The sequence below is a fragment of the Butyrivibrio sp. FC2001 genome, from assembly GCF_000424125.1.
Taxonomy (GTDB): domain Bacteria; phylum Bacillota; class Clostridia; order Lachnospirales; family Lachnospiraceae; genus Butyrivibrio.
The window spans coordinates 110,567-124,124 of the sequence record NZ_KE384136.1; the positions used below are offsets into that span (position 1 = coordinate 110,567).

Genomic DNA, 13,558 nt, shown 5'->3' on the forward strand with positions numbered 1-13,558 from the left:
ATTTTTGCCTGTTGATTTATTCCATAATTGGAAATACAACAGGATTCTTCTCTTATATTACTCCCTGGCAAACCGCCGATCGTAAACTGCCGATTTTGTTTGACATTCTAATTATACCTAATACAAAAATAAAAGCCCACAAAGTGAGCTTCATTTCTAAATCTATTTAACTGTGAATAGTAATCAAAAAATGACTAATATCTTTATCTACTCTTTTATCTCAAAACACATATTACTTATCAAAATTATGCCAATATTAAATTTTCATAAAAACCCAAAGCATCAATCCTTTTTATAGTAAAATAAAGTAGATACATGCAATCATCGCTTACACCAGTAAGAGGAGAAGCCGGCATGAAGTTCAAACAGACAGCATTTTCGTCTATATTTGAAGAAACAATCCGTGAATGGGCGGCAGAAATCCCTGAGAGGGATAATGCTGCCATTTTTCATATATATGCGCCTTATAACCGTGAGAACATTATTGAACTGGTAAATGATGCCCGTAATACTATCCTTCGTATAGCGCCTGATATTCCGATTATAGGCTGCAGTGCAACGGGTGAGATACTTGAAGGTCAAATGAATGATGATGATATAGTTGTGACACTTATGATTTTCGAAGATCCCGCAACTCATGTGGAAGTGTTCTCAACCTACGCTGCCCCAGAGGAATACGATGATTATGAGTTTGTTAAATACGCGCGGAATCTCTCAGGTCTTAAAGGCATTGAGCTTCTCACCGCATGCTCCTATCAGCGTCTTGAAGCTGCCGGTAATATCTACGATAAGCTTCCTGAAGAAATCGTATTTTTTGGTGGGGTTGCAGTAGGCACTTCTGATCACGAGCAGTTCGTTTTTGCAAACAATCATGAATGCAGCAATACAGGGTCCGTCTTTGTATTTTATGTGGGACCTGAATTATATATCCAGCCGCATCGCATATTTGGCTGGAAGGCCATCGGTTATCCCATGCAGGTAACAAGATCAGACGGCGATTTGGTATATGAAATAGATGAAAAGCCTGCATACGATGTATATGACCATTATCTGCAGATTAAAAATGATTCCAATTTTTTCTATGATGCTCTTGAATTCCCGTTTGAGGTTCAGGTGGATGAGAATACCAAATATATCAGACATGCAAAATCCGTAAATCCCGACGGTTCTATTGTTATGTCCACCAACGTCCCCCAGGGCAGCTATGTAAGACTGACCTATGGCGATCCCAGAAGAATTATTGCGCACACAAAGCAAACAGGGCTGCTTGTCAGAGATTTTGCACCTCAGGTCGTACTCATTATCAATTGCATGGGGCGTAAGCTTTTCTGGGGAGGCAAGGAAAACATAGAAATCTCAGAAGTATCAAAATATATGAAGATTACCGGCTTTAGCGCTCTTGGTGAAATTGTGCGCTATAAGGGGAATACTGTTCTGCACAACCTGTCTATTGTCGCAATTGCCATGCGAGAAGGCGCAGCAAAAGCTCCGCTTGAACTCAATATAGAAAAATGCGAAAAAGCATCGGGCATGCCCCTTGCTGCCCGCCTTGCTATTTTCATAAATACCATAACAGAAGAACTGATGGAGAAGAATACTCAGCTTGGCGATATGCTCTACAAGGCGTCTCACGATGCGTTGACACGCCTCCTTAACCGCGGAGCTATGGATCGCCTGATAGACGAGATAAATGAAGATAAAAGTACCCCCGTATGTCATCTGATCATGTTTGACATAGATAACTTCAAACAAATCAATGATCAGTATGGTCACAGCGAGGGTGATAAAGCATTAAAGCTTGTTTCGGAATATCTTATCCAGCATATCTGCGCTCTTCCCGGAGTTGAAGCCGGACGCTGGGGTGGTGAAGAATTCATGATCCTTTTGCACAGATACCCCGATGCTCAGGTATATGAGCTCGCAGAGAATATCAGGAAGCAGATTAGCATTCTATCTGCCTCCGTAGTTCCTTTTACTATAAGTATTGGTACCACCAAGCATCAAAATGGCGAAAACCTTTCTGATACCATAAACCGCGTGGATGCTCTGCTCTATAAAGCAAAGAACAGCGGTAAAAATAAGGTATGCTGCGATTTCATTTAAAGAATAAATAGTGATTTGTTTTACGCGTTGGCAGCCTGAGCATTCTGCGCGAACTTACTCTTTAATTCCTCGTACTTCGGAATATATTTCTGTACATACGCCATCTGCGGTGCATGCTGAATAGCATAGCCATAAGCCACAGCAGCTTCCATCTCATTACCCCTTGCAAGCTCAATATTACCAAGCTGAATGTAGTTTGTTACGCAGTTGAAGGTGCTTCTTGCCCTCTCTGACTGCTGGATAGACTTTTTGATCATCTCTGCAGCTCCATCGTAATCACCTTCAGCAATTTTCCATCTTGCCTCAAGTCCAGTACGCATTCTCTCCATATACTTAGGAGCTTTTCCGAAATTATACTCCATCATAACCTCGTTATAGAGCTTATAGAACTCATCCTTTTGTCCATTCATCAGATAAAGTGCCGCAAGATTTGCTTTGGCATTAATCTTAATCCACTTTTTCTTTGACTGGTCAATCTCAGCCTTAAGCACACTTTCAGCGCTCTTAAAACCTGCACTGTACATGTATGCCACTGAATAGAATGAACGGATATATCTTATATCCTCCTCAAACAGTTTGTTATGTGCCACACGCATGAAGGCTTCCATGAACTTGGGAAGGTCACAGTAAACCAGCATGACACTCACAAATCTGCTATATAAAGTCCTTCTATGTATAAGCATAAGGATCAGATACAAAAACATTACAAGTATCATCACTCTGTTACGTGCATGATTTATGCCGGTAAGCAGCGTCAAAACAGAATTCAAAATCAAAACGATTGAAGACATGATAACTACAAAAATATAAATGCCGCCCTGGATCATGAATCGATCTGCGACCTGCTTTGCTGTAAGCTCTGCATTGCTTTTTCTATTAAATAACATTGTCAGTTCCCTCCATTAGAATTCGTAATCGCCGTAGAGTTCGCTAAAAACATCCTCAAACTCATCTTCGCCTATGGGAACTTCAGTTACCATCGGTATGCCGTTTTTCACTGCAATTGTCAGCTTGGTCGGTCCATCTAAATAGAAAGCCTCACATGAAAAGTCGGTGGGCTCTGCATTCTGAATCACCTTTACAAGCTCCTTCGCTGCAGCTGCTGCCTCCGCATCGTTTGTATCACCACCTATTGCAGGACCTGTAGGGCCACTGTATATGTAGATGTAAATCTCCTTACCATTCTTATCAGTTGCGATGATGTTATACGCATAGAGATTTTCCAGGTCCTTAGTAGTGTATGCAGGCTCTCCGAAAAGAGTCCTCACCTGCCCATAGGCCATAGCAAGATCATGCTCATAGTCCATGGTGTCGTACACATGACAGATCTGTGCACCCATAAAATCAAATGTTTCTGCCTCCTCTTCGGTTGCCGCTCTGAAAGTATAGTTATGACTGCCAAGATCAAACTTAGGTTTTTCAAAAAATGACTTATACCCCAAAACTATGAGCGTTAAAATGCAAACCACAAGGAAAAATCTTTCCGCTTTTCTCATACGTTCCCTCCGTATTTTTTATTTATTTATAAAAGTGCTTCTGCAACAGCACCCTCCGGAATAGGGCACACATAGCCGGAAGCTGTTCGCTTCTCAAACTCTGCCTTTGCCTCCTTTAAAATTTCCGGATTCTCATATAAATCTATCGCTGCAGCACACATCACTTTTCCTGCATGGACAGCAGACTTGTGACCGATATCAGTTCTCGCAGATGCCACATTCTGCCAGCTGTGTCCGGGGCATCCATTAGGCCAGGCCGCTACATGAATCTGTGCCGTCGGGCAATTCCAGCTGACGTCCCCCACGTCAGTTGATGAAGGCTTAAAGGCTTCCCCCATGTAATGAGGAAGCAAAAAACCATTCATTCCGTAATCAGCATCAGAATCTGATATCCCATTTTTTGTACAGCTGTTTTTATATTCAGCCTGCATCTTTATAGCCATGTCTGCATAATCCGCATCCATCATAGATCCTGTTCCGGGTGCATTGTCATGCCCCTCGTAGGTCATCGCCAGCTTCCCTGCGTATTCAAGCTCCTCCTTAGAATAGATCGGAACTCCCAGCTCTTCGAAGTTTTTATACAGCACTTTTTCCAGAGCTCTGTTGGTCACCGTATCAGACAGCCCATCAATGAACTTCCTGTCAAAAGTAGTCTCTGTCATAAGCGCAGCACCTTCCGCAATCTTATCAACGCGCTTCTGAAGCTCTACCGCCTCCGCAACATGATTGGAACGAACCATGTAGAGAACCTGTGCCTTGGGCTGAACCACGTTGGGACTCACGCCACCTGCATCGGTTATGGCATAGTGCACGCGGGCCTTGTTGCTCATGTGCTCTCGTAAAAACTGCACGCCTATATTCATAAGCTCTACCGCATCAAGAGCGCTCCTTCCCATCTCAGGAGCACCGGCTGCATGGGATGCTGTTCCATTGAAGGTGTAGCTGACCTGGATACATGAATTAGATGATCCTGTAACAACCTCGTTGCAGTCCTCTGGATGCCATGTAAGTGCAGCATCAAGCTTTTGCCACTCACCATCACGGGCCATGAACGCTTTTGATGCACAGCCCTCTTCACCGGGGCAACCATAGAGAATGACTGTCCCCTGACAGTTATTATTCTCAAGGTAATACTTAATTCCGATAGCTGCTGCAAGAGCTCCTGCCCCCAGAAGATTGTGTCCGCAGCCATGGCCGCTTCCACCCTGGATGAGAGGCTTCTCTGTAAGCGCTCCTCCCTCTTGTGAAAGGCCTGAGAGCGCATCATATTCAGCAAGTATGCCTATCACAGGCTTACCCTGTCCATAGCTCGCAGAAAAAGCCGTGGCAATATTGCAGATTCCCTTCTCTACTGTAAAGCCTTCTTTTTCAAGGACCTCACAGTACAGGTCACAGGACTTATACTCCTGCAAAGAGAGCTCTGCATACTCCCATATCTTATCAGCAACGTCATTTATAAGCTGAGTCTTTGTTTCAATTTTTTCAATTGCCTGTAATTTGGCGTCATTCATTTTAGGCACCTCACTTTTTGCAACAATTAAGTATAGTAAAAGCTGACAGATGATTCAAGCATCCGTCAGCTTATAAAGCGTGTATTTTTACCGTTTATTGTTTACAGCACCTTGCTCAAAAATTCCTGAAGTCTGGGGTGCTTGGGATGTTCGAAGATCTCCTCAGGAGTTCCGTGCTCCAAGAGTTTTCCATCTGCCATAAAAAGCACGCGGTTACCAACCTCTCTTGCAAAGCCCATCTCGTGAGTAACAACAACCATTGTCATTCCTTCCTTTGCAAGCTGCTTCATAACGTCAAGAACTTCGCCAACCATCTCAGGATCAAGCGCAGATGTGGGCTCATCAAAGAGCATTACCTCAGGCTCCATCATAAGCGCACGAACGATGGCGATACGCTGCTTCTGACCACCGGAGAGCTGAATAGGATATGCATCAGCCCTGTCCTTAAGTCCTACTCTGTCAAGGAGCTCTAAGGCCTTTTTCTTTGCCTCTTCCTCGGAAACCTTCTTAACCTTCATAGGCGCAAGAATCATGTTCTGCATAATTGTCTTATGAGGGAAAAGATTAAAGTGCTGGAATACCATTCCCATCTTCTGTCTGTGAAGATCGATGTCCACCTTAACCCACTTGCCGTTTTCATCCTTGTATTTTTTCTTGGTGATATCCACATCATCAAAGAGGATTGCTCCGCCTGTGGGCTCCTCAAGGAGATTTAAGGAACGAAGGAAGGTTGATTTTCCACTTCCTGAAGGCCCTATAACAACCATTACGTCGCCCCTGTCTATATCTATGGACACACCGTCAAGTGCCTTTATTTTTCCAAAATTATAGTGTTTTTCAAGGTCTGTAACCTGGATAAGCTTATCTCTTGTCTCCACGGCTCATCCTCCTTTCAAAATATGCGATCACCTTACTTGTAGGGAAGCACAGGCAGAAGTAAATGGCTGTCGCTACAAGGAGCGGCTCGATAATGATGAAGGTTGCTCCTCTTACGGCATTTACTGCTGACATGATATCCTGCACACCGATTGTGTAAGTGATAGCAGATTCCTTGATGATAACAACAAACTCGTTTGCTATTGCAGGGAGAATGTTTTTAATAGCCTGGGGCAGAATAATATATCTCAGATTCTGGAACTGGTTCATGCCAAGAGATCTGGCAGCCTCAGTCTGTCCGCCATCGATTGACTGGATACCGGAACGCATAATCTCACAAAGATAAGCGCCTGAGTTCATTCCAAGAGCAACTACGCCAGGGAAAAATCTCTCGAATTTGATGAAGCCCATAAATGTAAAGCTGGGAAGCTCAATGAGCGCACCAAATACGCCGTAGTAGATGATTGCCACCTGAACGATTACAGGTGTTGATCTCAGTATCTCTACATACGCAGTCGCAAGAAAATCCAGCGGATTAAATTTTCCTAATGCAACGCCTATGCCCTTCTCGCGCTGATGGCCTTCCTTATCAAGTCCAAGAAAAGCCAGCGGATAAAATCTTGACATCCTCATTGTTGAAAGAAGAAGTGCAAGAATAAAACCGATTGCAACAGTAAAAAGTGAAAGCATTACCGTAACAACCATACCCTGCCAGAACAGGCTGGCATAAGGCGAGATCTTAGAAAAATTTTCAATTTGAATAAAGCTGTCCATATTATTCCTTATCTCCAAAATTTTGGTAATTTTTTTACATTATAGCATGAAATGGACTCGGAAATAACTACATTCCCGAGTCCAGAATTTGTTCTGATATTAAGTCAGAAGAAAATCATCAGTTCTCAAGAAGACCCTCGATGATCTCTCCGCTTGCCTGCTCATTAGCAGTAGCAACAAACTCGTCCATTTTTCCTTCTTCCTTAGCCTTGGTAATAGCTGCGTTAACAGCATCCTTAAGAGCATCGTTACCCTTGCTGATACCGATAGCAGAACCCTCAGCTCCCTCGTAAGGAACCTCAAGTACTACGCAAAGCTCAGGATAGTTCTTAGCATAGCTCTCAGCAACTGCTGTCTCGATGTAAGCACCATCAAGCTTACCAGCAAGAAGCTCAGCGATGATGTCTGTAACCTTTGTGAGCTGAATGATCTCAGCATCAGGGCTGTTGGTCTGAGCAAGGTCAACCTGAATAGCACCTGTCTGAGCACCAACCTCGATATCAGGGTTGTTCAGATCCTCAAGGCTCTGGAACTTATCCTTGTTATCCTGTACGCATACGAAGGACTGACCGCCTTCATAGTAGATATCCGAGAAGTCCATGATTGACTCACGCTTCGGATCGGGTGAAAGACCTGCAACACCAAGGTCAACTGCCTTTGTCTGAAGCTCCATAAGAACGCCATCGAAATCAACAGGCACAACCTCAAGCTCAAGTCCAAGCTCATCAGCGATGTACTGAGCAAGTGCGATATCAAAGCCTGCAAGAGAAGGTGTTCCGTCCTCTCCTACTGAATAGAACTCGTAGGGAGCAAAGTCAGGAGAAGTAGCAACTGTAAGCTTACCAGGTGTTACAGTTGAAATCTCAGCTGAAGCTGCTGCATCAGTGCTCTCCTCTGTGCTCTCTGTCTCTGCTGCGTCAGCACTCTCTTCTGTGCTCTCTGCCTCTGTAGCATCAGCGCTCTCCTCTGTGCTCTCTGCTGCTGTAGCCTCAGTGCTCTCAGCTTCTGTTGCTGTGCTTGCTGATGAACCGCCACAAGCTGTCATACTAAATGTCATAACTCCGGTTAAAATAGCTGCGATAAGTTTCTTCTTCATAATATGCCTCCTTAAATATTCATATATGCAAAACATCATGCATAAATATACATTTTCGTTTCGGTTTTATACATAATAATACACTTGATGTATTTTATCAACCCCATATAATAAAAAAAATCAAGAAAAAATATTATTTATTTTTCTCGCGGCTGTCTGAGCACATTGGAACGTGGGAAATGAAAAAGGCGCCTGCAGAATGCAAGCGCCTCTCTCATCCTTAATTATTATAGAGGGAACTATATAATAGAGGAAATCATTTGGGACTTTATTGTCTCATATTTAGTGTCACAAAAGTGTCACAAGGTTCAAATCCAGTATTTAAGCCAATCTCAAACGTTTTCGTGAACTATTTTCACCACATTCCGTCAGAAAGTTGAAAAAGTTTTCCTAAAGTTGGCTCTGCCCAGCTGTACTGGTTCATATATTCACCGGTAAAGCCTGTATCATCCCTTTTCCCGTCCAGGAAATCAAAGTAATCGCAGTCAAAATATTCCTTGTTAATACCGGCTTCTCCACGTCTTCTGATGAGTGCTTCAGAACAGCCCAGCTCAGCAAATATTCTTGCCATATCGGCAAAAAGATTTCTCATATAAGATCTGTGACTTCCGGCGTCATCCTCATCCTGCCAGATTTTTTCCATGATCTGGTTAAAGGTCCTCATGGCGCCGTTAGCATCTATAAGCACTGCCAAAAGCTCTCTGGTCTTAGTGTATACAAAATCCAGCGGCACTCCGTTTTCAGTGAATACCTCGAATTCGCCAAAAGTATGCACGCGAAGCTTGTGGGACTGAACCGGAGCCACGCTCTCCTCAGGGAATCTCAAGTGCTCAAACTCGGATTTCACCTTGGCTGCCGTAACAGGCTTCATTATATATCCACTTGCATAAAGTCCGAAGGCTTCCTTCATATAATCAGAATATCCGGTTACAAAGATAATATTTATTCTGGGATTTTTTTCCTGAAGCTTCTTGGCGATATTTATTCCGTTCTCGGTTCTCATCTCGACATCAAGAAATGCAACCTGCGGTTTAATCTGGTCCACTTTCTCCAATGCCTTTTCACCACTGGTAAAGCCCTCTACTCTGGCTGAAGGCTGCGCCTTTTTTATGGCACTTATGCATCCCTCAAGCGCCAGTTCTTCATCATCTACAGCAATAATATTCATTGAAATCCATACCTTTTCATTATTCGTTTTTAGGAATCTTAATGGTCGCCTTTGTTCCGACGCCCTTGGTACTTTCAATAATGAGAAGCCCGTTGCACATGGTAAGAAGCCTCTCCTTCAGATTATCAAGACCGATGTGAAGGCCGCCTCCCTGCTCAATATCACTGAGGTCAAAGCCTACACCGTCGTCCTCGACAACAACATAATAATAATCTTCTTCGGAAAAGCTTTCAATATGAATCGTTCCGCCATTTTCCTTCTTATGAATACCATGCTTTACGGCATTCTCAGCAAGAAGCTGCACGGAAAGCGCGGGAAGTGCAAAAAAATCATCCTTTATATCATACTCAATAGTAAGCTTATCCCTGAACCTCATTTTTTCAAGACTGAGGTAATTGGACACGTGCTCCATCTCCTTGCGGAGCGGTATGCAGTCAGCAAGCTCAATACTGCCAAGATTACCCCTAAGATAATCTGAAAAGCGTCCAATGGCTTCCTGAGCCTCTTCGGGGTCCTTTTCACAAAGAACGTATATCGAGTTCAAAACGTTGTACAGAAAGTGCGGCTTGATCTGACTAAACAGAATCTTGATCCTGTCTCTCGAAATCTTATCCTCCTGCTCCAAAATAAGCCTCTCCTGCTCGTATTGGAACGTATTGTCCATGAAAATCAGTGACAAACAGAAGCTGTAGGGCAAGACCTCAAGCTCCGGAACGAAGGATCTGATAAACACACCGATAAGCGGGAAGAATACGATGGACAAAAGAATCATGACGCTATCAGTTTTCAGGTACTGCCGATACACGATCATGTACACCACCGACAAAAGCATGATGGAATAACCACCCACCTGTCCTATAAAGTAAAGCGCACCCTTTTCAAAGGTCTGTCCGTCATAGTTAACTACAACTCCCTTAAACAGAGATATTACCCAAAAGACTGAATAAATCACAATAAGGGGCATTACAAAGCCTCGGATCTCCAGACTTTTACCGCTCATTCTGGAAATATAATACGTGACATACAATGAATAAAAACCCAGGAGAATGTAAAATCCTACGAAATACATGGAATATGCAACTCTAAGAAGGAGCGTCAGAAGTGTCTCGTCCTTAATCACGCACACAAAAATCTTAGCCGCCAAAACCGCTGCAAGCATGACCGAATCAGCGAACAACATCTTCGTAAACTGCATACGCTCTCTGTTGGTCGCCTTTCGCATGTGAATATCCCCGAAAAGCTTAATATCCATTATAGCTAACATGAATGCGGATATTCCTATATTTACATAATCCATACTGTGATCCATGATTTGACCTGCCTTCTAAAAAAATCTGTTTATATTATACAACTATCTCAGTATTTTAGAGTTATTGGGAGTTAAGCGGGTGATGGGGCGAGCGCGGTCCGGGGGACCGCAAGTTTGCGAGCCGACCGTTGCTAGAGGTCCGGGGGACCTCTGCTCAGCAACGACCGGAACGGAGTGTAGACGCGGAGGCGAGATACGAACCCTGGGTTCGTGATCTCGCCTGCTTAACAAAAAGACCTAGGTTAAAAACCTAGGTCTTTTTGTTAAGCGGGTGATGGGAATCGAACCCACGTATCCAGCTTGGAAGGCTGGTGTTCTACCATTGAACTACACCCGCATGTATTATATTAAGCTGTCGATCGGGGTGACAGGATTCGAACCTGCGACCTCCTGGTCCCAAACCAGGCGCTCTACCAAGCTAAGCCACACCCCGTTTGGAAGCGTTTGTGTTTCATTACCTGACCCGCAACGCAAGTACAATTATATCACCGCGAGTCAGGATGTCAACACTATTTTCAAAAAAAATTGCAAAATTTTTTATAGTTATTTTTTGCACGTTTAAATGATAATAATTGGTTCACCATAGCACTGTACTCCACCGCGGAAAACCTCTATTTCTCTGCCATCCACAAGGTTCTTATACATACCATCGTCGAGAGGTACTCTTACATTAGATGTAGCTCCCTGCAATGCAAAAACTCCAACTGCCTTCTTTTCTTCCTTAGAAAAAGTTGCAACAACAGTATCATTTTCACACGAAGCACACTCAAAAATGCCCTCTGCAAATATCTCATTCTTCTTTATCTTAGAAAGATCACTTATAAATACAGACATATCTATTCCATTTTCAGGCTTCAAAGATATCGTATCCTTATCAAAAAGGCTCGGCAGGTGTGAAGCTCCAAACTCCTGCCCTGCATAAATAAAGGATACTCCCTTCTGGAAGAATAAAAATGCAGTGAAATTTCTAAGCTCCTTTTCATCAGGAATAAGGAAATGCGCCCTGGTCTGATCATGATTTTCAAGAAAATGCATTTTCACATAGTTATCCGGATAAATTACCTCCTGCCGATTCAGGCCCTCAACATATTTCGAGATGGGATTTTTCCCGCATAAATACCCTGATAAGTAAGGATATATATCATAATCGTAGCTGATATCAAAAGCCCCGAAAATCTCGCCGTCACTGTGCGCAGTTATTCCGCGTCCTCTTAAATGTGTAAGGAACTCATACTCAATTGATTCTGCAAGCCAGATGCAATCAGGACAAACCTCCGTAACCTCTTTTCGTGCTCTCTCCCAGAAAGCCACAGGCACCATAGGCGCCACATCACAGCGGAAACCGTCCACTATTTCTGCCCAGTATTTAAGGGTCTCTATCTGATAATCCCACAAATCTTCATTAGAATAATCAAGATCGATAATGTCGCTCCAGTCACCGACACGGTTTCCAAAGGAACCATCCTCCTTATGGTAAAACCACTCAGGATGCTCTTTTGCCAAAACAGAGTCCGGTGAAGTATGGTTGTAAACCACATCGATGATGCATTTCATGCCCTTTTCATGGATAGAATTCACAAGGCTCCTGAAGTCCTCCAGAGTACCAAACTCAGAGTTCACCGCGCGGTAATCGCTAATTGCATAGGGCGAACCAAGGCTTCCCTTGCGGTTCTTTGCTCCAACGGGATGAATAGGCATCAGATACACGATGTCTGTGCCGAGGGCTTTGATCCTGTCCAGATCCTCTTCGACCTTCGCAAAGGTCCCCTCGCTACTGTAATTGCGCACAAAAATCTGGTACATCATCTGATTTCTCAAGCTCTTGAGTGTATTATCTGCCATAGTCTCATCCTCCATTTTGCACCATCGTCACCAAATGTCATCACTTTTGCTATAATATTCATTAGTTAAAGCATGTGCCTGACAAACAAATTGTAGCATTATTATTCATTTAAAAATACAGATTTTTCATATAAACGGGAGCATACAATTGATACGAATCAATCTTAGGGAAATATTAAACAGAATAGTCTTTGACCTTAAGAAAAACGCTGCGCTTTTACTTGTCATTTTCCTGGCGTGGGCAGGGATAGCGCTGATATTTCATCACTTTTGTCCGGTGGTTCTCCTTTGCGGTTTTCCATGTCCAGGTTGCGGTCTTACAAGGGCGTTTCTTAGCTTTATCACTTTTCATCCCATAAGAGCAATGCAGTATAATCCGTCATATCCGCTGTGGATTGCAATCGCAGTCGCAGCGTTTTGGAAGCGATACATCAAAAACATCACCCTTAAATCACTTGAATATCCGCTACTGGCAGTCTGCATCGTAACAATAGTAATCTATGTCTGGAGACTCACACATGTCTTCCCGGGCAGCGCACCGATGAATTACACTCATCAAAATCTTTTTTCCTTTATTCATCCAGAGTATGACAGACTAATGACATCGCTTTTCCGTTAATTAGTTTACAAGCATATAGAAAGTACCCTATAATAAAAAAGTAACCAGCAAACAATTATTTAGTTTTTCTTTATGAGGAGGAAAAAGTAAATGGACGAGAACAACAACTATACGCCGACCGGGCAGCCTACATACAGCGGACCGGCAGGCGAGCAGCCAATTAGCATTGGGGATTGGCTTATCACTTTCTTAATCACATGCATTCCCTGTATTGGATTAGTAATGCTGTTTGTTTGGGCATTCAGCAGCGGCACACCAAAATCAAAGTCCAATTGGGCTAAGGCTCAGCTGATCTGGATCCTTATCATCGCTGTGCTGACAACAATCATGTATGTTGTTATGGGCGCTGCTATTCTCAGCACTGTACAGCAGACAACAATGTAAAAAATATTTCACCCGGTATTCACTGAATACCGGGTGTTTTTATGAAAATCGAGTAGGAGAAAATGTCTCATTATAGAGACATTTTCGACCTCTCACACCACCGTGCGTACGGTTCCGTACACGGCGGTTCAATCAACTTAACAAGTGACACACCTCTCGGTGTAGTAATCTAACATTGAGATAAGTCCAAATTGCTTAAGCCTTTTCGGGCTTATTGCTCTCTGCACATCTGTCTTTGAGCATACGCTTGCAATCGCTTTTCCGTTATAGGCGGTTCTATATGCCGCCCATTTGGGTATTCCTAGCTTTACCAAGTTCTTCGCTCTGTTCTGTGGAGTTTTCCAGTGTTTCCAAATGCACATGCGAAGTCGATACCTGAT

12 protein-coding genes, 2 tRNA genes and 1 pseudogene are annotated in these 13,558 nt (G+C 43.3%); 3 read left to right on the top strand and 12 right to left on the bottom strand.

The window, feature by feature from the left end:
* The first annotated feature begins 354 nt into the window (after positions 1-354).
* Positions 355-2,103 (top strand): sensor domain-containing diguanylate cyclase, encoded by a 1,749-nt coding sequence (locus tag G601_RS0121215; RefSeq protein WP_026666532.1) that lies wholly within the window; start codon positions 355-357, stop codon positions 2,101-2,103.
* 20 nt (positions 2,104-2,123) lie between these two features.
* On the opposite strand, the gene G601_RS0121220 is transcribed toward G601_RS0121215, so the two are convergent.
* The 11 genes from G601_RS0121220 to G601_RS0121275 form a co-directional block, all read right to left on the bottom strand.
* A complete protein-coding gene (locus G601_RS0121220) occupies positions 2,124-2,990 on the bottom strand; it encodes a tetratricopeptide repeat protein (RefSeq protein ID WP_026666533.1) in 867 nt (288 codons plus the stop codon).
* Between the two features lie 15 nt (positions 2,991-3,005).
* A complete protein-coding gene (locus tag G601_RS25570; protein WP_051200684.1) occupies positions 3,006-3,599 on the bottom strand; it encodes a hypothetical protein in 594 nt (197 codons plus the stop codon).
* Positions 3,600-3,625: 26 nt separating this feature from the next.
* Positions 3,626-5,110: a M20 family metallopeptidase gene (locus G601_RS0121230; RefSeq protein ID WP_026666534.1), complete on the bottom strand. Its 1,485-nt coding sequence runs from the start codon at positions 5,108-5,110 to the stop codon at positions 3,626-3,628.
* A gap of 101 nt (positions 5,111-5,211) precedes the next feature.
* On the bottom strand, positions 5,212-5,988 hold the full coding sequence (locus G601_RS0121235; protein ID WP_026666535.1) for an amino acid ABC transporter ATP-binding protein: 777 nt from the start codon (positions 5,986-5,988) through the stop codon (positions 5,212-5,214).
* A complete protein-coding gene (locus G601_RS0121240; protein WP_026666536.1) occupies positions 5,972-6,760 on the bottom strand; it encodes an amino acid ABC transporter permease in 789 nt (262 codons plus the stop codon). Before G601_RS0121240 ends, G601_RS0121235 begins: the two co-directional genes overlap by 17 nt.
* Before the next feature lie 118 nt (positions 6,761-6,878).
* The gene (locus G601_RS24525) at positions 6,879-7,856 is read right to left on the bottom strand and encodes a transporter substrate-binding domain-containing protein (protein WP_051206146.1); all 978 of its coding nucleotides are present in this window, start codon (positions 7,854-7,856) and stop codon (positions 6,879-6,881) included.
* Positions 7,857-8,211: 355 nt separating this feature from the next.
* Complete coding sequence (locus tag G601_RS0121255) at positions 8,212-9,024, bottom strand: LytR/AlgR family response regulator transcription factor (protein ID WP_026666537.1); 813 nt, start codon at positions 9,022-9,024, stop codon at positions 8,212-8,214.
* Positions 9,025-9,043: 19 nt separating this feature from the next.
* Positions 9,044-10,333, bottom strand: coding sequence for a sensor histidine kinase (locus G601_RS25575; RefSeq protein ID WP_051206147.1), 1,290 nt, complete (start codon positions 10,331-10,333; stop codon positions 9,044-9,046).
* Positions 10,334-10,599: 266 nt separating this feature from the next.
* Positions 10,600-10,670: transfer RNA gene (locus tag G601_RS0121265), tRNA-Gly, on the bottom strand.
* A 22-nt stretch (positions 10,671-10,692) separates the two neighbouring features.
* Positions 10,693-10,766 (bottom strand) — tRNA-Pro (locus tag G601_RS0121270).
* A gap of 125 nt (positions 10,767-10,891) precedes the next feature.
* Entirely contained in the window at positions 10,892-12,175 is a 1,284-nt protein-coding gene (locus G601_RS0121275) for an alpha-amylase family glycosyl hydrolase (RefSeq protein ID WP_026666538.1), read from the bottom strand.
* A 148-nt stretch (positions 12,176-12,323) separates the two neighbouring features.
* On the opposite strand from G601_RS0121275, the gene G601_RS0121280 reads away from it, so the two are divergent.
* Positions 12,324-12,794 (top strand): DUF2752 domain-containing protein, encoded by a 471-nt coding sequence (locus G601_RS0121280; RefSeq protein ID WP_026666539.1) that lies wholly within the window; start codon positions 12,324-12,326, stop codon positions 12,792-12,794.
* Between the two features lie 90 nt (positions 12,795-12,884).
* Positions 12,885-13,178: a hypothetical protein gene (locus tag G601_RS24540; RefSeq protein WP_196808941.1), complete on the top strand. Its 294-nt coding sequence runs from the start codon at positions 12,885-12,887 to the stop codon at positions 13,176-13,178.
* A gap of 137 nt (positions 13,179-13,315) precedes the next feature.
* Here G601_RS24540 and G601_RS27395 read toward each other — a convergent pair.
* Positions 13,316-13,558, bottom strand: a pseudogene (locus G601_RS27395) (group II intron reverse transcriptase/maturase); the annotation flags it as partial.